Source organism: Pseudomonas sp. RC4D1 (genome assembly GCF_018390395.1).
Taxonomy (GTDB): Bacteria; Pseudomonadota; Gammaproteobacteria; order Pseudomonadales; family Pseudomonadaceae; genus Aquipseudomonas; species Aquipseudomonas danubii.
Genome location: NZ_JAHBAW010000002.1, coordinates 1,305,389 through 1,323,529, shown reverse-complemented (window position 1 = coordinate 1,323,529; position 18,141 = coordinate 1,305,389). Strand labels below are relative to the sequence as shown.

Genomic DNA, 18,141 nt, shown 5'->3' with positions numbered 1-18,141 from the left:
CGGTCGATCAGTTTTCAGCTCGGTTGCCGACTCGTTGTGTTTCCAGTTTTTGCTCGCTTTTGTCCCTCATGCCGCGGAAGTAAGCCGAGAGCAAGGCCCCGGAGATGTTATGCCAGACGCTGAACAGGGCGCTGGGTACTGCCGCCAGTGGAGAGAAGTGGGCGCTGGCCAGGGCGGCCCCCAGGCCGGAGTTCTGCATGCCCACTTCCAGTGCCAGGGATTTGCGTTGTGCCAGTGGCAGCTTGAAGAGTCGGCCGGTGAAATAGCCCAACAGGTAGCCGAAGCTGTTGTGCAGCATCACCACCGCCATGATCAGCAGTCCGGACTCGGCGATTTTTGCCTGGCTGGCCGCCACCACGGCGGTGACGATGATGACGATGCTCACCACCGAAACCAGCGGCAGTACCTCCACCGCATGTTGTACCCGCTGGCCCAGCACGCGCTGGGCCAGCACGCCCAGCACGATCGGCAGCAGCACTACTTGCAGGATCGACCAGAACAGTTCCATGAAGGACACCGGCAGCCAGGCCGAAGCCAGCAGCCAGATCAGCGCAGGGGTCAAGAGTGGCGCGAGCAGGGTGGTGACTGCAGCAATGGCCACCGACAGGGCGAGGTCGCCCCGGGCCAGCCAGGTCATGACGTTGGACGAGGTGCCGCTGGGGCAGCAACCCACGAGAATCACGCCGACGGCAATTTCCGGCGGCAGATGGAAGGCCTGGCAGAGTAGCCAGGCCACCCCGGGCATGATCACGAAGTGCGCGACCACTCCCAAGGCGACGCGCCAAGGATGACGGGCCACTTCGGCGAAGTCTTCGAGTTTCAGGGTCAGGCCCATGCCGAACATCACCAGGCCCAGCAGCGGCACGATGGCGCCCTTGAGGCCGATGAACCAACCGGGTTGGAAGAATGCCAGGACGGCGAAGATCAGTACCCAGTAGGCGAAGGTGTTGCCGACAAAGCGGCTCAGTGCAGCCAGTGCTCGCATGACCTGTTCCTTATTATGTGAAAACGCCACCGAAGGCGGTGGCGTCTATAGCGGGGCGGCTATTGGAGCAAGGCGTCAGATGCCTTGCGGAATCTCCTCGCCACCCAGGGCCTCGAACAGCGCCGGCAGGAAGTCGCCGAAAGTCAGCATCATCAGGGTGAAGCTGGCGTCCTGCTGGCCGAGGGCTTCATCGCCGCCGTCCTGTTCCGCCTGATCCTGCAGCAGGTCTTCGAACTTCAGGCGCTTGACCACCATCTTGTCGTCGAGCATGAAGGACAGTTTGTCCTGCCAGGCCAGGGACAGTTGGGTGACCACCTTGCCGGTGCTCAGGTGCAGCTGGATTTCCTCGCCGGTCAGGTCCTGGCGCTTGCAGCGCACGATGCCGCCGTCTTCATGGGTATCGCGCAGTTCGCACTCATCAAGGACGAAGAAATCGTCGGCGGCTTTCTGGGTCTTGACCCAGTCGGTCATGATCGCGCTCGGAGCAATCTTCACGGTCAGTGGACGTACTGGCAGGGTGCCGAGGACTTCACGCAGAGTGGAGAGCAGGTCTTCGGCGCGCTTGGGGCTGGCGGAGTTGACCAGAATCAGCCCTTGTTTTGGGGCGATGGCGGCGAAGGTCGAGGAGCGGCGGATAAAGGCCCGGGGCAGGAACGCCTGGATGATTTCATCCTTGATCTGGTCGCGCTCCTTCTTATAGACCTTGCGCATCTGCTCGGCTTCGATCTCTTCGACCTTTTCCTTCACCGCATCGCGCACCACGCTGCCAGGCAGGATGCGTTCTTCTTTGCGCGCTGCCACCAGCATGAAGTCCTGGCTGACGTGCACCAGCGGGGCGTCTTCACCTTTGCCGAAAGGGGCGACGAAACCGTAAGTGGTCAACTCCTGGCTTGCACAGGGGCGCGCCAGTTTGGTCGCCAGTGCAGTTTCCAGCGCCTCAGCATCAAAAGGCAGATCTTGGGTCAGGCGATAGATCAGCAGGTTTTTGAACCACATGGGGTGAATCTCTCCTTTATACAAAGGAGGGCATTATTCTCTTCGCTGCTGCTCAGGCCAACCCTTCGCTAAGCCTTTGGAAGGCCTGAAAAAATTATTATAAAAAGTGCTTGCCAGAGTGGGGGCTGCTCCGTAGAATGCGCGCCACACCGAACGTGAAGGGTGATTAGCTCAGCTGGGAGAGCGTCTGCCTTACAAGCAGAATGTCGGCGGTTCGATCCCGTCATCACCCACCATTCGCATTCAGTGTTACGCGCAGCGGTAGTTCAGTCGGTTAGAATACCGGCCTGTCACGCCGGGGGTCGCGGGTTCGAGTCCCGTCCGCTGCGCCATATTCGGTAATCTGGAACACTGAACGCCAGGTCACCACAGAAAGCCCGCTAGCGCGGGCTTTTTGCTGTAAAGAGTTTGTGGGTAGTGCGGCATTTCATGGGAATTCAGATTTTTTTGATTAAATTATCAATTAAATCAACACTTTAAGAATTTCTGTGGCATAATGCGCCCCGCAACGAAGGTAAAGGGTGATTAGCTCAGCTGGGAGAGCGTCTGCCTTACAAGCAGAATGTCGGCGGTTCGATCCCGTCATCACCCACCACTTACTTTCAACGCTACGCGCAGCGGTAGTTCAGTCGGTTAGAATACCGGCCTGTCACGCCGGGGGTCGCGGGTTCGAGTCCCGTCCGCTGCGCCATATTCGATAACCTGGAACACTGAACGCCAGGTCATCACGGAAAGCCCGCTAACGCGGGCTTTTTGCTGTCTGGGGTTTGGCTTTAGGCAAATCCGGCACCCCAAAAAGCGGCCCGCAGGCCGCTTTTCTTGTTTCAGGGCTTACTGCTCGGCGTTACGGCTGTGCCGGTAGTCACTGACTGCTTCGTAGACCGCTTTGCGCAAGCGGTTGATACCACCGATAGGGCGATGGGCCTCAATGCCGAACCAGGGATTGAAGGATTGATTGTCGCAGGCGAGGTTTTGCGCAGGAGTGTCGAAGTCCTGGGCGGGGATCGTCAATCGGGCCACGGTTTCAAACGGTGCGTCGCTTTCTTTCCACTCGATGCTGGTGTCTTCGATCGGCATGAACCGGCTCGGATCCTGGCGCTGGATCTGCAGCACGAAGCAGGCTGGCATCCGATCGGTGGAGAGCTGCTGGGTCAGTGCGCTGCGCAAGAAGTTGGGCAGGTCCTGGTTCTGCGCTGGCAAGTTGTAGGCCGGGCAGCTGTCCGGGTCCGGCATGACCCGGAACTTGGCGTTGGCGTTACCGAACTTGTAGGGCGAGACCGAAAAGTAGGTCGTCTGGGTCGGGCTGGCTGGTGCTGGTGACAACGTGGCCAAGGCGATGAACAGATGGCGGATCTGCCAGCTGCGAGGGTCCCAGCCAGGGAAGAAGGCGCCGACTTTCTTGCCATCCGCCTGGGCGGCAATGTTTTGTTGATACTCCGCCACATCGCTGACGAAGAAGTTCGGATGATTGAACATCACGAAGTCCTGCTCGCGTCGCGCCGATTCCGCGGGGATCAGCTGTTGCCCAGGAACATCCAGCAGTTTGATCGCCATGCCGCGGGCATCGCGAATGCTGTCGAACTGCGGATAGGCATTGCCGTTGGACAAACGCACGGTCGCTTGCCAGGTCTGGCCGGGGTTGGCGAATACGCCCTGGCGCAGTTCCGAATTCAGGTCCTTGAGCACCTGGACCTCGGCTTTCACGCAGCCATGAGCCTTGGCGTGGGCATCGCGCAGGTAGCGCGTACCTTCGCGGTGTTGATCGACGATGCGTACGGCGGTCTGGATGATGTCCTGGGTGCGTGCGGCTTCATCGGCGGGAATCTGCTCCTGCACTGCCACCGGACCACGGTGCTGCCAGGCGAACCAGGCGCTGCCCAGGGCCCAGCCCAGCAGGCCGATGCCGGCCAGCAACAACAGAGTCTTGCCCAGCAATGCACCGAGGCGTAGCCAGAGCCTGGCCAGCAGTGACGGTCGTTTTCTTGCGAGATCGAGTTTCATGGCAGTTGTGACTCCAGCGGTCCGCCTAGCACTTTCAAGTATTCCAGCAGCGCCCAGCGCTCTTCGGGTTGCAGCAGAGGGCCGATGACGCCGTTGCCACGTTGGCCGGCACGGAATTCGTGGCCGCTGTTGTGGTTGCCGCTGATGCGGGTATCGAATTCAAAGCCATTCTTGAAGGCTTCCGGGCGATAGCCCAGGTGCTTGGGATCGTATTCGAAGGTGCCTCGATAGAAGGTGGTGGAGCGTTCGGATTGCGGCGAAAGCAGTTGATACAGGTTGGGCACCGAGCCGTTGTGCAGGTAAGGCGGTGTCGCCCAGACCCCAGCCAGTGGCCGGGCCTTGTAGGCACGCAGCTCCCGTACGCCGATCGGCAGGCCATAGCCATCCAGCCGTGGCCGTTCCTCGGGAGTGACCTTGGCATCGCGGTAGGCACGTTCCTCGACGAAGGCGGTGATATAGGCCAGGCCCTTCGCGGCCGAGAGTTGGCTCAGGTCAAGTGGTTCAGTGGGCGTCGGGTGCAGTTCGACGTTGGACTTGGCCAGTTCGGCGGTGTCCCATTGCAGGGCACTCAGGTCATAGCGCAAGTCGGCGATGTTGCTGGCGGAGTTCGGGTCGGTACCAATCACCGAAACCGGGAGCATCTTCAGTTGCTGCACTGGGCGGCCGTTGCTCTCGCTCACTGTCGGTAGGTGACAGCCGGCGCAGTGGCTGGCGAACAGGTCGCGGCCCTTGGCAGCCAGAGGTTTGTCGACAGTGCCCAGCAGTGCCTCAGGCCATGTGGGAGGCTTCAGGCGCTGCAAGGTTTCTTCTATATGGTTGAGGTCGCGAACCCGCACACTGGACGGGTAGCGGGCATCGCCGGTGAGGGGCTGGCCGTTGCTGTCGAACAGATTGAGGGTGGCACCGACCCCCAGGGCCTCGCCTATGTTGCGGGCCATGGGTTGCTGTGCGGAACCATTCCACTGCACCCAATCGAAGGTCCAGATGTCCCACAGTTGTGGGTAATCCACCGGGGCGTTGGCGATCCGATAGTTCTGCGCAGAAATGGCATCGCCGAAACTGGCGTTGGCTATGCGGCCGAAGGCATCGGTACGGCCCGGGCCTTCCTCGGTGGGATAGAGGCCACGATGGGTGTCGTTCCAGGCGACTCGGAGGAAGGTGTCCAGCGAGGCCTTGAAGTCCTTGCGCAGTTGTTCATGTTGCGCGTCATAGTCTGCGCCCAGCACTTTGCGGGCGAAACGCTCGAATTTCCATGGGTTGTAGTAGGTGGTGGCCAGACTGGCTACCAGCGCCTGGCCGAAGCTGCCGCCGCGCAGGGTTGGCACGCTGGAGGGCAACACGTGTTGCGCCGATCCGCCATCGATTCGCAATGCCTGATGGTTGAAGCGCAGTTCCCCGGTGTGGCAGGCGGCGCAGGTGATGTCCAGGTACTGTTCCGGGCTGCCTGGGTTCTGGTGTCGGGCGAACCCTACTGGCAGGTTGCCGGGATTCTGCGCGGTGGCTTTCTGTCCGGGCTGAACCAGGAATCCGAAGCGTGCCAGGTACTCCGGCGCTGCAAAGGACTGCTTGGAGAAGGGCAGCTCCAGGGCGGTGAACCATTCATAGCGCAGGCCTTTGACCTGAGTGCCTTGGGGGGTGAAATAGTACGTCTGGCGGTCGGTGGCGTCCCACTGGTCCAGATAGTGCACCTGCTCGACGGGCACATAGTCGGGAAGCTTGGGGTTGGCGATGTAGTACACAACCACGGCCAGGGCTATGCCGATCAACACGGCAATCAACAGCAATACACGGTAGATGAGGCGCAAGATGTACGTCCTTGTCGAATTTGCTTTCCTTATGCCTGAGCGTCTCTGACGCGGCAAGTAGCCATTACTTGCGCTATGGTTATTCGCGCTCGTTCCAGCGCCTCACCGAGCCGCCTGAGCGGGCGTTCCCCAAAGCATAAAACGTGTTTAAAGACGTGAACTTATCGGACATTTACTACTCTTACGCCGGTAGCCATTGGTCGTGGTCGCCTGATAAGCTCGCGGCTTTATTCGATTGCCCTTTAGGCGCATGAACAAGGAAATAGCATGAAACAGCATCGGTTGGCGGCGGCGGTGGCCCTGGTTAGCCTGGTACTTGCGGGGTGTGACTCGCAGACCAGCGTAGAGCTGAAAACCCCGGCGCAAAAAGCTTCCTACGGTATCGGCCTGAACATGGGCAAGAGCCTCGCCCAAGAAGGCATGGATGACCTGGATTCCAAAGCGGTAGCCCAGGGCATCGAAGATGCCGTTGGCAAGAAAGAACAGAAGCTGAAGGATGAGGAACTGGTTGAAGCCTTTGCCGCGCTGCAAAAGCGTGCCGAAGAGCGCATGGCCAAGATGAGTGAAGAGTCGGCTGCTGCCGGCAAGAAATTCCTCGAGGAAAACGGTAAGAAAACCGGCGTGACTACCACTGCTTCCGGCCTGCAGTACGAAGTGCTGAAGAAGGCTGATGGTCCTCAGCCCAAGTCGACTGACGTGGTCACGGTTCACTACACCGGTACTTTGACCAACGGCACTGTATTCGACAGCTCGGTAGAGCGTGGCAGCCCGATCGATCTGCCTGTCAGCGGCGTCATCCCGGGTTGGGTTGAAGGTCTGCAACTGATGCACGTGGGTGAGAAGTACAAGTTGTACATCCCTAGCGATCTGGCCTACGGCGCACAAAGCCCAAGCCCGTCGATCCCGGCCAACTCGGTTCTGGTGTTCGAACTGGAGCTGCTGGGTATCAAGGATCCAGCCAAGCAGGACGCCGCCAAGTAACCTGTCTCTGCGCCTGAAGCAACGCCCCGTTTTTACGGGGCGTTGTCGTTTCTGCGGGCCACTGCTGGTAAATATTCCGAACCGGCGCCATCGTAGGTGGTCAGAACTGGGTATCGGCGGTGGGTAGTCTGTGAAGGCCGCCAAGTCAATGAAATTATGGGTTTTTTTATGTGAGTAAAAAACGCCCGATCTGAGCTAAGCCCTTATGAAACGGGGCTTTCAGCTGTGAAAAATAGCTCTGTTCACAAGGTTATCCACAATTTGTGTGGATAACATTTCAGTGGAGTGATGATGAAAGCACCCTGGAGTTTTGCTCGCTTCCTGCCCCTGGCTGGTCGGTTGCTGAGCCGCGGTCGTTTACCGACGCTGCTGTTTGCCGTGGCCAGCAAGGGGGCCAGCCAGGGTGGCCGTCTGGGCAAGGTCAAGGAGGATCTGCGCCTGCTCCAGGCACTGTGTCTGGCTTACTGGCGAGGTGAGTATCGGGCTGTCAGCCCCAAGGCTTTGCTATCGGTAGTGGCAGGATTGATGTACTTCCTCAGCCCGGTGGACGCGATCCCCGATTTTCTCCCGGTATTCGGCATGCTCGACGACATCGCCGTGCTGGCGTGGTTGATGAAGACCCTGGATGACGAACTTGGTGCCTTCCGCGCCTGGCGCAACCGCCAGATGCCGGAAAAACTGGCGGTGGTTGAACGCCTGCCGGATACACCGGAACAACTGCAGCTGGAGGGGCCGCGGAAAAACTGAAGCGATTGACTCGCTCTCTCAACAATCATGCTCCCCGCGACCGCCGCCGCTGTTAGGATTACACTTCAAGGGAAAAGTCCGACTCGGTAAGAGTCGTTGTCCTACGGGGTAGTAATGGATATTCAGATTATTGAACGCGATGGCGAGCCCGAATATGCGGTTCTGCCGTGGGCTCAGTATCAAGCTTTATTGACAGCCGCAGGCCTCACCAAACAACAACCACACGCCGCTGCAACCTCTCAGGCGGCACCACCAGCCCAGAGTCTTCCGGGCCTGGATCAACTACGCAATTTGCGCGAAGGGAAGGGCATCGCCATCGAGGCGCTGGCCCGCAAAGTAGGTATCAGTCCGTCTTACCTGGCCCTGATTGAAAGTGGCGAGCGTCAACCCGACGCTGCGATTCGCCGCAGCCTGGCCTGGGAGTTGACGGTGCCGGGGTGGAGGGAGCAATCGTGAGTGTAAGGATCAGTCGTCAGCACTGGGATGGGCTGTTGGGCGAATTGGATCAAGCCCGTCGCCAACGCCATCTTTTAACCTACCGGGCATTGCTGGAGCGATTGCAGCTGCCTAGCCCAGCCATGCAAACCCTGACGGCCGCGCTGGAGCATCTGGCGGCCCTGGATGCTCGGGCCGAACAGCCATTGCGCAGTTCATTGGTGATCAGCCAAGGCGCTAGCCGTTTGCCTCGTACCGGATTCTTTGAGTGTGTGGAGCGCTTGGGGCGTTTTTCCGGGCCATCCGATGGCGTGGCCGCTGCGTCATGGCACGCATCGGAAGTGGTTCGCGTGTTTGAGTACGAATACCCCGAATCAGCGGAGGCTTGAATGTTCTGGCGACTCAAGGCACGACTCAGCTATTGGCTGGCGCGCCGGTTGTTTCATTGGCCGTGGTTTATCCGCGAACCTCGCAGTTGGCGGTGGATGGAGGGGCAATTCGCACGCATGGCCAATCTGGGGGATGTCGACGCGCAAAGTTTCTACGGGCACATCCTGACTTTTCGTGGGCATGGGCTTGGGGCGCGGGAGGAGGGCATTCGCCTGCTGCGCCTGGCGGCTCTGGCCGGTGACGGTAAAGCCGCCTATCAATTGGGGGTGATCAGCCTCGCCGGCTCCGCCAGCAAGGCTCCTGATGCTGACGAGGCAAGCCGTTGGTGGACGCTCTCGGCCAAGGCCGGGCATCCCCTGGCGGAGCTCAAGCTGATGCAGCTGAATCAGGCGGCGGATTCCGATCCCGCATCGGTTCGTTGAGCGCCTCGCTTCCCATGCGGGCTGCAGCGTCCAAACTGTCGATTACGTGGATGCTGTAGCCCTGAACATTCTTGGCATGATGCTTGGCCTGGGATGCCAGCTCTGCCAATTGGCTGGAATCCAGTAGTCCACAAGCCTGTGGATACAAGTGCACGACGCCGATGGACAGTGACAGCAAGGGGAACTCCTGACGCACTCCTTGACGGTTGGGGGCGACAAAGCAACCGGCTTCCAGGTGTTCGCTGCGGTAGAAGCGTCGGCACTGACTGTGAAAGTCGTCCAGCAACTGGTTCAGGCGCCTTTGCCAGTCTTCAGGTCCGAGCACCAGCAAGAAATCATCCCCGCCAATATGCCCGACGAAGTCACGACTCGGGTCGACCCGATCATTCAGGCATTGGGCCAGGCACAGCAGCACTTCATCGCCACGGCCATAGCCGTAGATATCGTTGAAGGGCTTGAAGCTGTCGATGTCCACGTAACAGATCACTGACTCTCGCCCTTGTTGCAGCAGGCGGGTCAGGCATTGCTGGATGGGTACGTTGCCCGGTAACAGGGTCAGGGGATTGGCATAGCGCGCCTGCTGGATTTTCAGTTCGGTGATCAGTTTGAGCACATCTATTACCCGTCCCAGTCCCAGGTAGTGACCGTTGAGGGTGATGATGAAGTCTTCCTCGATGCGTTGCCGGGCGCGACTGGTGATCAGGCGGCTCACCTGTTGCAGGGACTGGCTGAGTTCGACGGCAAGGAAGTCGTCATTCATCAGGCGGCTGATGGGTTTGCGGGCAAAAAGATCGGTAGCAAAGGGCTTGAGCAGGGCATCTGAAAGCGAATGCCGGTGGACGATCCCGCAGGGGTGGCCCTGTTCGTCGAGGACTGCCAGAGAGTTGAGGTTGGCTTGCCGGCGAAAGGCTTCCAGTACGTTGGCTGTCGGGGTATTACGGGCCACGGCGGGCTGTTCGTTGAGCAGCGCGCTGAGGTCACTGCCTTCATCGTTGAGTGCCACGCTGGTTTGGTCATGCTTGGGCATCATTGCCCGGGCATCCCGAGGCGGCTGTTCCTGCGGCCGGCACAGCAAGTAGCCCTGGACCAGATCCACCCCCATTTCGCTGAGCACCACCAGTTCCTCGAGCATCTCGATTCCTTCGGCTATCACTTGGGCGCGGGATGCCTTGGCGATCTGCAGAATCGAACCGACGAATTCGCGCTTTAGGGCATCCTGATGGATGCCATCGATAAAGTGCCGGTCGATCTTTACATAGTCCGGACGCAGCTCGGACCACAGGCGCAGGCTGGAGTAACCGGCGCCGAGGTCATCCAGGGCGATGGAAAATCCCATGTCCCGGTAGTGATGCAGGGCGTTGTGCAACAGCTGAAAGTCGTCGATGGGGGGCTGCTCGGTGAGTTCGATCACCACCTGGCTTGGAGGAATGCCAACGTCCTGTAGCAGTTGCAGGGTCCGGCCTGGTTGATGGGTCGCTTCCAGCAGGGATTCCGGCGATACGTTGAGGAACAGTTTGCCGGGTAATTGCTGCTCGCTGAAGCGTTTGCAGGCACTGTGGCGGCAAGCGAACTCCAGTTCGCTCAGGCGCCCGGCCTGGCGGGCCACCGCGAACAGGGCGACCGGGGAGTGCAGGGGGCTGTTGGAAGGGCCGCGGCTCAAGGCTTCGTATCCGAGGATACGTCGCTGCGAGAGAGAAATGATCGGCTGGAACAGGCTGTGCAAACCGCTTTGAGCCAGGATTGAACTCAATGCACTCAGCTGTTCGGTCGTGGTCATGGCGATCTCTATCGATAAAAAAAGGACCGGGCGCCGCTCCTGATTCAAGAGCGGCGCCCGGTCCTTTATTTCACGACAGAATGATGACTGTTTAATGACGATCCGAGGAGCGATCGAATTAAATTGCCATCATGTTCAGTGCTTGGCTACCGAGGTGTTGAGCTTCAGATAGTCCAGCAGAATGCGCCCTGTTTCGCTCAGGTAGGCGTCGTCTTCCGGCTTGGTCTTGTCTGGCTCGGCAGCTGCCAGTGCATCTTCGTCTTCTTTCTTCAGCTCTTTGAGCGGCTCTTCACCCTTGGCCTTGCGACGAGCATTTTCCAGAGCCAGTTGCTTGGCTTCGATGTCGGCATGCTGTGCCCGACGATCTGCTTCGTTAAGGCTGACGGTTTTTTCCGCCATCAGTTTCTGTGCCAGGGCCAACTTGTCGCGGATGAACACGAACTCCGCATCTTTCGCTGAACGGCTTTCATGTTCGGCCTTGAGCTGGGCCAGGAATGGCTTGAACGGATCCACCGCCGGTTTGATGGCCGGGCGAATGGTGTCCCATGGCATGGCTTCAGGCAGAGCGCTTTCACCGATTTCCTTGGTGTCGATGATCGACGGGTAACCGATGTCCGGAAGAACGCCCTGATGCTGGGTGCTCTGGCCGGAAACCCGATAGAACTTGGCCAGGGTCAGTTTCAGCTCGCCATGGTTCAGTGGCTGAATGGTTTGCACCGTACCTTTGCCGAAGGTCTGTCCACCGATGATCAGCGCTCGGTGGTAGTCCTGCATGGCACCAGCGAAAATCTCCGAGGCCGAGGCCGAGAGACGGTTTACCAGCAGTGCCATCGGGCCTTTATAGAAGGCGCCGGGGTTTTCATCCTCCAGCACATCCACACGACCGTCGGCGTTGCGTACCAGTACTGTCGGCCCTTTGTCGATGAACAGGCTGGTCAGTTCGGTGGCTTCCTGGAGGGAGCCGCCGCCGTTGTTGCGCAGGTCGATGACCACGCCATCGACCTTGTCTTTCTGCAACTCGGTCAGCAGTTTTTTCACATCGCGGGTGGTGCTCTTGTAGTCCGGATCACCAGCGCGGAACGCCTTGAAGTCGAGGTAGAAGGCCGGGATCTCGATCACTCCGAGCTTGTAGTCCTTACCATCCTGCTTGAGGTTGAGGATCGACTTCTTCACTGCCTGGTCTTCGAGCTTCACCGCTTCGCGGGTGATAGGCACGATCTTGCTGGTCTGGTCGTTTGGCGCATTGCTGGCCGGAATCACTTCCAGGCGTACCAGGGTGCCTTTCGGACCACGGATCAGCTTGACCACTTCGTCCAGGCGCCAGCCCACTACGTCAACCATTTCCTTGTTGCCTTGGGCGACACCGATGATCTTGTCTGCGGGAGCTATCTGCTTGGTCTTGTCTGCCGGGCCTGCCGGCACCAGGCGCACGACCTTGACTTGGTCGTTGTCGCTCTGCAACACGGCGCCGATGCCTTCCAGCGACAGGCTCATGTTGATGTCGAAGTTTTCCGCGTTATCCGGCGACAGATAGTTGGTGTGCGGATCGTAAGACATGGCGAAGGTGTTGATGTAGGCCTGGAAGATGTCTTCGGCCCGGGTCTGGTCCAGGCGCGCCAGCTGATTCTTGTAGCGCTTGGTCAGCGTCTCCTGAATCTGCTTAGGCTCCTTGCCAGCGATCTTCATGCGCAGCACTTCGTCCTTGACGCGTTTGCGCCACAGGTCGTCAAGCTCTGCGGTGGTCTTGAGCCAAGGGGCGTCCTTGCGGTCGATCAGCAAGGTCTCCTTGGCGTTGAAGTCGATCTTGTCGACGCCTTTATTGAGCTCCGCCAAGGCGAAGTCCAGACGCGCTTTGACCCGGTCCAGATAACGCTTGTAGATGGTGAAGCCGGCATTCAGGTCGCCGCTCTTGAGGAAGTCGTCAAACTGGGTTTTCCATTTGTCGAATTCCGCGATGTCGCTGGCCATGAAGTAGCTGCGCGATGGGTCCAACAGCTTCAGGTAGCTGTCATAGATGATCACCGAGCGCGCATCATCCAGCGGCGGTTTGCTGTAGTGGTGGCGTTTGAGCAGTTCTACAACATTGAGGCTGGCAATTACCTCATCGCGATCGGGCTGAAGTTGATCCCAGCTATTGGCTGCGAACGTATTGGTCGACATCGGCAGAAGGCCGAAACCAATGAAAAGGGCGAGGGCGGTGCTGGGGAACAAATGCTTCATGCTGATTCGACGCGGGGGCAATTGATAACGCATATTAGGCCGTCTTTGAAGTCGCCGGTTCCATAAGGACCGGTCGCATAATGCAAAAAGCCCGGTGCTACCGCTCCGGGCTCAGTCCGGACTCACTATGGAGGCACTGTGAAAGCATTGCAAGGCGTTGAAGGTCATGTGGAGTGGGTTGAAGAGCCAAGTCCTGCCTGTGATGTAGGGCAGGTTCGCATTCGGGTGGCGGCTGCGGGTCTCAATCGGGCCGACCTGTTGCAGCGTGCGGGGCTCTATCCGCCCCCTCCGGGAGCCAGCCCGATCCTGGGCCTGGAGTGTTCCGGGATTATCAGCGAAGTGGGGCCGGGTTCTTCCTGGCAGATCGGTGATCGGGTGTGCGCGCTGCTGGCCGGTGGCGGCATGGCTGAGGAAGTGGTGGTTGATGCACGTCATGTGCTGCCGGTGCCCGAGGGGTTGTCCCTGGCCGAAGCCGCGGCGTTGCCCGAGGTCTACAGCACGGCCTGGCTCAATCTGTTCCAACTGGCGGCGCTCAAGCCTGGCGAGAAGGTGCTGTTGCACGCGGGGGCCAGTGGTGTCGGTTCGGCCGCGATCCAGCTGTGCAAGGCGTTTGGCAATCCATGCTGGGTGAGTGTCGGCTCCGCCGATCGCCTGGCCTATTGCGAAAGTCTCGGCGCCCAAGGCGGTGTGGTGCGGACTGAGGGGCTGGAAGCGCTGCGGGACTTCGGTCCATTTGACGTGATCCTCGATCCTGTAGGGGCCAATTACGCGGTCAGCAACCTCAAGCTGCTGGCCGTTGATGGGCGCTGGGTGCTGATTGGTCTGATGGGCGGGCGTGAAGCGCAACTGGACCTGGCTCAGGTGCTGGCCAAGCGTATCCAGCTGTTGGGCTCGACCCTGCGTAGCCGCGACGAACAGTTCAAGGCTGACCTTTTCCGTGACCTCGGGCAGAACGTCTGGCCGCTGTTCGCTGAAGGACGCCTGAGCCCACAGTTGGCCAAAACCTTTGCGATCAGGGACGCCGAAGCGGCATTTGCCGAGCTGGCGACCAATCAGGTCTCGGGCAAGCTGGTGCTGGTGATCGACTCCAGCCTGACGTGATTGCTGGCGTAAGAGCCGGCTGGCCGGCGAAAGGGTGTTGCAATCCGCTTGGCTGGCAAGTCGGCTCCTACACCAGCCAGCTTCTATAGAAGCTGGCTGTCCGGGCATTTCAGGGCCAAGGGTTACTTCCAGTGGTGGATCGGCCAACCGGACTTCTCTGCATGTTCGCGCAGTACCGGGTCTGGGTTCACCACTTGGGGATGGTCTACCCGCAGTAGCAGCGGCAGGTCATTGCGCGAGTCGGAGTAGAACGTCGCGCCTTCCAGGTTTTCTTCCTCGGCGTCCAGCCATTCCAGCAGGCGGGTGATCTTGCCTTCGCGGTAGGTCAGAGTGCCAAGGGTATTGCCGCTATATACGCCGTGCAGTACTTCCAGCTCAATGCCCAGCACTTCGTCGATGCCCAGGCGGGCGGCAATCGGCTTCACCAGATGGGTGCCCGAGGCTGAAATCACCAGGATCCGGTCGCCGGCCTGGCGGTGAGCGGCGATAGTCTTGCAGGCGTCGCTGAAAATGATCGGCTCGATCACCTCTTCCACCCAAGGCTCCACCAGGTGCGCCACCTCCTCCGGGGTACGCCCCGCCATGGGTTCCAGACTGAAGTTCATGAACTCTTCCATGGCCAGCTTGCCGTGACTGTAAGCGTCCATCAGTTCGTTGTTGCGACGCATGAACGACTCGCTGTCGACCCAGCCAAGGCGGCCCATCTGTGCGCTCCAGAGGGTGGCGCAGTCGCCGTGGATCAGGGTTTCGTCCAGATCAAAAATTGCCAAGGCCATCAGTACAGCTCTCTCTTCAGGATCAATTGCGTGAAAGCCATCAGGCTACCTCACACAGGGCGGCAGGATCGATGGTCAGCGCCAGACGTTGGCCGTCAGCGTGCAGGTCATCGGCCGAACGGTTGAGAACATCCACCACCAGCTCCACGCCGCGAGCCTCGACCCGGTAGCGAATCACGTTGCCCAGCAGGCTGTGGCTGCGGACCAGCGCATCAAGCTGGCCCTCCTTGCCGAGTTCGATGGCTTCCGGGCGAATGGCGATACGCCCGCTGACCGGGCGCTGCAGCAGCTTGCTGGCGCTTTCGGCGTCCAGCAGGTTGTAGTTGCCGATAAAACCCGCCGCGAATACATCCACCGGTGCGGTGTAGAGCGTTTCGGCATCGCCGCTCTGGACGATCCTGCCCTGGTTCATCAGGAAGATCCGGTCGGACATGGTCAGCGCTTCTTCCTGGTCGTGGGTGACGAAGATGGTGGTCAGGCCCAGTTCCCGCTGGATGTTGCGGATCTGTTCACGCAGGTGCTTGCGGATACGTGCATCCAGGGCCGACAACGGCTCGTCCAGCAACAGCAAGCGCGGCCGGGTCACCAGGGAGCGGGCCAGAGCCACCCGCTGGCACTGGCCGCCGGACAGTTGGTGTGGATAACGACTGGCAAAGTCGTTGAGCTCCACCAGTTGCAAGGCTTCAAGGACCCGCTTGCGGCTGTCGTTGGCGTTGACCTTCTGCATACGCAGGCCGAAGGCGACGTTCTGCTCCACAGTCATGTTGGGGAACAACGCATAGCTCTGGAACACCATGCCGATCCCGCGTTTCTGCGGGCTCAAGGGCACGATGTCCTGGCCATCGAGAAGGATCTTGCCACCGTCCACCGGGGTCAGCCCGGCGATGCAGCGCAGCAGGGTGGACTTGCCACAGCCGGACGGGCCCAGCAGGGTGACGAACTCGCCTTTCTGGATTTCGCAATTGATATCGCTGAACACCGTGGTGCCTGCGTAGTTCTTTTGCAGGTGTTGGACGCTGACGAAGCTCATTGGCTTTTGTCCTTGTTCAAGATGTTGGCGGCCCAGGTCAGAACCAGCACAAAGAAGAAGTAGGAGATCACCAGGGCGCTGGTGAAGTGGCCGCTGCTGTTGCGCATGTTGTTCAGGTAGACCTGCAGGGTTTCATAGCGGGTGCCCACCAGGATGTTGGCGAACACGAACTCGCCGAACAGGAAGGAGAAGGACAGCAGCAGCGCCACCATCAGGCCTTTGCGCAGGTTGGGCAGGACCACCAGGAAGGCTGCCTGCCAGGTGCTGGCGCCGAGCAGTTGGGCGGCGTCCATCAGGTCGCGCAGGTTGATCGCTTGCAGGTTGTTGGTGATGGCCCGGTACATGAACGGCAGCGCCACGGTGAAGTAGCAGCCGATGAGGATCCAGGGCGTGCCAACCATGGCGAAGGGCCCTGAGCCATAGAGTTGCAGCAGGCCCACCGATGACACCACTGGCGGCACCGCGAAGGGCAGCAGGATCAGGATGTTCATCAAAGCGTCGAGCTTGGGAAAGTGGTAGTGCACCACAAACAGCAGCGGCAGGATCAGCACCACCGACAGCACCAGCGCGCCGACGCAGACCAGCAGCGACTGGCCGAAGGCATTGAGGAAGCGCGGGTCGCTCCACAGCTGCAGGTACCACTTGAAGGTGAAACCGCTGGGCAGGATGGTGGCCGACCAACTGCTGGCGATGGAGTAGACAAGGGTCCCCAGCAACGGCAGCAACAGGATGGCGAACAGCAGATAGACCACCACCCGGTGGTACAGGGCGGCGGAGCCGGGTTCAGCGCGAGACATGGTAGCTCCTCTTCAACAGCAACTGATGGACGATGGTGACCAGGGTCATCAGGGCCACCAGCACCACCGCCAGGGCGCTGGCCATGTTCGGGTCCAGGGAGATGTCCCCGGAAACCATGGCGGCAATGCGGATCGGCAGCACGTTGAAGTTGCCGGTGGTCAGGGCGTAGACCGTGGCATAGGCGCCCAGGGCATTGGCCAGCAGGATGACGAAGGTGCCCAGCAATGCCGGGGTCAGCACGGGCAGCCCGATGTGGCGCCAGAACTGCCAGCCGTTGGCCCCCAGCAGCGCGGCGGATTCACGCCAGTCTTCGCGCAGGGCGTCGAAGGCCGGGTACAGCAACAGCACCCCCAGGGGAATCTGGAAGTAGGTGTAGAGAATGATCAGCCCGGTCTTGGAATACAGGTTGAAGTCCTGAATGATCCCCGACTGCTTGAGCATGATGGTGATGGTGCCGTTGAAGCCCAGGAGAATGATGAAGGCAAAGGCCAGGGGCACGCCGGAGAAATTGCTGGTCATGTTGGCGAAGGCGTTGACGAAGTTGCGCAGTTTGGAGTCCACCCTGCGCAAGGAGTAACTGCCCAGCACCGCAATGATGATGCCGAACACGCTGGACCAGAAACTGATCTCCAGGCTGTGCTGGATGGCCTGCAGGTAGAACTTCGAGCTGAAGATCTTGCTGAAGTTGGCCAGGCCCCAGCCGAACTCTTCCGACTTCAGGCTGTTGATCAGCACCCACACCAGCGGGGCGATCTGGAACACGATGAAGAACAGGGCAAAAGGCACCAGACAGAGTGCCGCCAGCCATTTGCCGCGGGTGACTGAATTCACTGCAACAGCTCCCGGCAGAAGGGTTTGTCATGGGGCACGCCCAGTAGTTGGCAGATGGTGCCGCACAGTTCGGTCTGCTTTGGCGTGGCACCTGGGTCGAGACTGAAGGCATTGCCGAGAACGAACAACGGAACCTCCCGCTCCTCGGCCAAGAGACCGTTGTGGGAGCGGTCGTTGTTCATGCCGTGGTCGGCGGTCACCAACACCTGGTAGCCAGCATCGAGCCAGCCTTGCAGATAGTCGGCGAGGATGATGTCTGCCGAACGCGCGCTGTTGCGGTACTGGGTGCTGTCGAGGCCGTGCTTGTGGCCGGCGTCATCGATGTTCATCGGGTGCACCAGGAGAAAATCCGGTTGGTGCCGCAGGCGCAGGCTCTCCGCATCGGCGAAGAGATGGGAGTCGGGGTAGTGATCGTTCCAATAGAAATGGCCGTACTGGATCGGCAGCTCGGGATTGGCGGTGTGCCGGTCCCGTGGTGCATTGAAGGGACTGCGGTTGTACAGCTCGCTGACCCAATGATAGGCCGCGGCGGCAGTGGAGCGGCCGGCCTCGCGGGCGTAGTGGAAAATACTGCGCTGGTTGGACAGGCGCGAGACCTGGTTGTGGACGATACCGCTGTCGATCGGCGCGACACCGGTGAGGAGGCACTCGTACAGCGGCCGGGACAGGGCCGGCAATTCGCATTGCAGCTTGTACAGGGCGGCGCGGCCTGCGCCGACGTAGGCTTGCAGGTGGCCCATGGCGTGTCGGGCAACTTCGTGGTTGAGGCCGTCGAGCACCACAAGGATGACGTTGTGCTTCATGAACGGGGGAACTCCGGGATCAGGCAACGCATGGAACCTGTAG

At 60.0% G+C, this 18,141-nt stretch carries 17 protein-coding genes and 4 tRNA genes; 10 read left to right on the top strand and 11 right to left on the bottom strand.

All coding sequences use genetic code 11. The features are described from left to right. Nucleotides 1-7: 7 nt before the first annotated feature. Both KHO49_RS21595 and rdgC read right to left on the bottom strand, forming a co-directional pair. Nucleotides 8-985: a bile acid:sodium symporter family protein gene (locus tag KHO49_RS21595; RefSeq protein WP_213665805.1), complete on the bottom strand. Its 978-nt coding sequence runs from the start codon at nt 983-985 to the stop codon at nt 8-10. Between the two features lie 75 nt (nt 986-1,060). Next, the gene (gene rdgC, locus KHO49_RS21590) at nt 1,061-1,981 is read right to left on the bottom strand and encodes a recombination-associated protein RdgC (protein ID WP_016967448.1); all 921 of its coding nucleotides are present in this window, start codon (nt 1,979-1,981) and stop codon (nt 1,061-1,063) included. Nucleotides 1,982-2,141: 160 nt separating this feature from the next. On the opposite strand from rdgC, the gene KHO49_RS21585 reads away from it, so the two are divergent. From KHO49_RS21585 to KHO49_RS21570, 4 genes are all read left to right on the top strand, one after another. After that, nucleotides 2,142-2,217: transfer RNA gene (locus tag KHO49_RS21585), tRNA-Val, on the top strand. A 19-nt stretch (nt 2,218-2,236) separates the two neighbouring features. After that, nucleotides 2,237-2,313, top strand: a tRNA-Asp gene (locus tag KHO49_RS21580). 187 nt (nt 2,314-2,500) lie between these two features. Continuing rightward, nucleotides 2,501-2,576 (top strand) — tRNA-Val (locus KHO49_RS21575). Between the two features lie 19 nt (nt 2,577-2,595). Then, a tRNA-Asp gene (locus KHO49_RS21570) sits at nt 2,596-2,672 on the top strand. Nucleotides 2,673-2,812: 140 nt separating this feature from the next. Here KHO49_RS21570 and KHO49_RS21565 read toward each other — a convergent pair. Further along, on the bottom strand, nt 2,813-3,949 hold the full coding sequence (locus KHO49_RS21565) for a catalase family protein (protein WP_213665994.1): 1,137 nt from the start codon (nt 3,947-3,949) through the stop codon (nt 2,813-2,815). Nucleotides 3,950-3,978: 29 nt separating this feature from the next. Continuing rightward, a complete protein-coding gene (locus KHO49_RS21560) occupies nt 3,979-5,787 on the bottom strand; it encodes a di-heme-cytochrome C peroxidase (protein ID WP_213665804.1) in 1,809 nt (602 codons plus the stop codon). Nucleotides 5,788-6,054: 267 nt separating this feature from the next. Here KHO49_RS21560 and bamJ point away from each other — a divergent pair, with 267 nt between their 5' ends. From bamJ to KHO49_RS21535, 5 genes are all read left to right on the top strand, one after another. Beyond that, entirely contained in the window at nt 6,055-6,768 is a 714-nt protein-coding gene (gene bamJ / locus KHO49_RS21555) for a BamJ family beta-barrel-assembly machinery protein (RefSeq protein ID WP_102860775.1), read from the top strand. Between the two features lie 291 nt (nt 6,769-7,059). Then, nucleotides 7,060-7,515 (top strand): YkvA family protein, encoded by a 456-nt coding sequence (locus KHO49_RS21550; RefSeq protein ID WP_102880528.1) that lies wholly within the window; start codon nt 7,060-7,062, stop codon nt 7,513-7,515. A 114-nt stretch (nt 7,516-7,629) separates the two neighbouring features. After that, complete coding sequence (locus KHO49_RS21545; RefSeq protein WP_102860777.1) at nt 7,630-7,971, top strand: helix-turn-helix domain-containing protein; 342 nt, start codon at nt 7,630-7,632, stop codon at nt 7,969-7,971. Next, nucleotides 7,968-8,339: a hypothetical protein gene (locus tag KHO49_RS21540; RefSeq protein WP_003179080.1), complete on the top strand. Its 372-nt coding sequence runs from the start codon at nt 7,968-7,970 to the stop codon at nt 8,337-8,339. Before KHO49_RS21545 ends, KHO49_RS21540 begins: the two co-directional genes overlap by 4 nt. Further along, nucleotides 8,340-8,762: an SEL1-like repeat protein gene (locus KHO49_RS21535; protein WP_213665803.1), complete on the top strand. Its 423-nt coding sequence runs from the start codon at nt 8,340-8,342 to the stop codon at nt 8,760-8,762. Here KHO49_RS21535 and KHO49_RS21530 read toward each other — a convergent pair. After that, a complete protein-coding gene (locus KHO49_RS21530) occupies nt 8,707-10,539 on the bottom strand; it encodes a bifunctional diguanylate cyclase/phosphodiesterase (RefSeq protein ID WP_213665802.1) in 1,833 nt (610 codons plus the stop codon). The two genes, KHO49_RS21535 and KHO49_RS21530, sit on opposite strands and share 56 nt — an antisense overlap. 135 nt (nt 10,540-10,674) lie before the next feature. Then, a complete protein-coding gene (locus KHO49_RS21525) occupies nt 10,675-12,759 on the bottom strand; it encodes a carboxy terminal-processing peptidase (RefSeq protein ID WP_170001897.1) in 2,085 nt (694 codons plus the stop codon). Nucleotides 12,760-12,897: 138 nt separating this feature from the next. Here KHO49_RS21525 and KHO49_RS21520 point away from each other — a divergent pair, with 138 nt between their 5' ends. Continuing rightward, entirely contained in the window at nt 12,898-13,860 is a 963-nt protein-coding gene (locus tag KHO49_RS21520; RefSeq protein WP_102880524.1) for a zinc-binding dehydrogenase, read from the top strand. A gap of 122 nt (nt 13,861-13,982) precedes the next feature. Here the strand turns inward: KHO49_RS21520 and KHO49_RS21515 are convergent, their stop codons facing one another. The 5 genes from KHO49_RS21515 to KHO49_RS21495 are packed head-to-tail and all read right to left on the bottom strand — an operon-like array spanning nt 13,983 to nt 18,098. Then, entirely contained in the window at nt 13,983-14,636 is a 654-nt protein-coding gene (locus KHO49_RS21515; protein WP_102880523.1) for an HAD family hydrolase, read from the bottom strand. A gap of 40 nt (nt 14,637-14,676) precedes the next feature. After that, nucleotides 14,677-15,666, bottom strand: coding sequence for an ABC transporter ATP-binding protein (locus KHO49_RS21510; RefSeq protein WP_170001895.1), 990 nt, complete (start codon nt 15,664-15,666; stop codon nt 14,677-14,679). After that, entirely contained in the window at nt 15,663-16,463 is an 801-nt protein-coding gene (locus KHO49_RS21505) for an ABC transporter permease (protein WP_102860784.1), read from the bottom strand. Before KHO49_RS21505 ends, KHO49_RS21510 begins: the two co-directional genes overlap by 4 nt. After that, nucleotides 16,450-17,295 carry an ABC transporter permease gene (locus tag KHO49_RS21500; RefSeq protein ID WP_213665801.1) on the bottom strand — a complete coding sequence of 282 codons (846 nt, stop codon included), beginning with the start codon at nt 17,293-17,295 and terminating at the stop codon, nt 16,450-16,452. Before KHO49_RS21500 ends, KHO49_RS21505 begins: the two co-directional genes overlap by 14 nt. After that, nucleotides 17,292-18,098, bottom strand: a complete 807-nt coding sequence (locus KHO49_RS21495) for an alkaline phosphatase family protein (protein ID WP_213665800.1) — start codon at nt 18,096-18,098, stop codon at nt 17,292-17,294. Before KHO49_RS21495 ends, KHO49_RS21500 begins: the two co-directional genes overlap by 4 nt. Between the last annotated feature and the right edge of the window lie 43 nt (nt 18,099-18,141).

What these genes read in the sequence shown, in the direction of transcription:
- KHO49_RS21595 (WP_213665805.1), bottom strand. Translation starts at nt 985, where the DNA reads ATGCGAGCACTGGCTGCACTGAGCCGCTTTGTCGGCAACACCTTCGCC.
- KHO49_RS21535 (WP_213665803.1), top strand. Translation starts at nt 8,340, where the DNA reads ATGTTCTGGCGACTCAAGGCACGACTCAGCTATTGGCTGGCGCGCCGG.
- KHO49_RS21495 (WP_213665800.1), bottom strand. Translation starts at nt 18,098, where the DNA reads ATGAAGCACAACGTCATCCTTGTGGTGCTCGACGGCCTCAACCACGAA.
- KHO49_RS21545 (WP_102860777.1), top strand. Translation starts at nt 7,630, where the DNA reads ATGGATATTCAGATTATTGAACGCGATGGCGAGCCCGAATATGCGGTT.
- KHO49_RS21510 (WP_170001895.1), bottom strand. Translation starts at nt 15,666, where the DNA reads ATGAGCTTCGTCAGCGTCCAACACCTGCAAAAGAACTACGCAGGCACC.
- rdgC (WP_016967448.1), bottom strand. Translation starts at nt 1,981, where the DNA reads ATGTGGTTCAAAAACCTGCTGATCTATCGCCTGACCCAAGATCTGCCT.
- bamJ (WP_102860775.1), top strand. Translation starts at nt 6,055, where the DNA reads ATGAAACAGCATCGGTTGGCGGCGGCGGTGGCCCTGGTTAGCCTGGTA.
- KHO49_RS21530 (WP_213665802.1), bottom strand. Translation starts at nt 10,539, where the DNA reads ATGACCACGACCGAACAGCTGAGTGCATTGAGTTCAATCCTGGCTCAA.
- KHO49_RS21515 (WP_102880523.1), bottom strand. Translation starts at nt 14,636, where the DNA reads ATGGCCTTGGCAATTTTTGATCTGGACGAAACCCTGATCCACGGCGAC.
- KHO49_RS21525 (WP_170001897.1), bottom strand. Translation starts at nt 12,759, where the DNA reads ATGAAGCATTTGTTCCCCAGCACCGCCCTCGCCCTTTTCATTGGTTTC.
- KHO49_RS21550 (WP_102880528.1), top strand. Translation starts at nt 7,060, where the DNA reads ATGAAAGCACCCTGGAGTTTTGCTCGCTTCCTGCCCCTGGCTGGTCGG.
- KHO49_RS21505 (WP_102860784.1), bottom strand. Translation starts at nt 16,463, where the DNA reads ATGTCTCGCGCTGAACCCGGCTCCGCCGCCCTGTACCACCGGGTGGTG.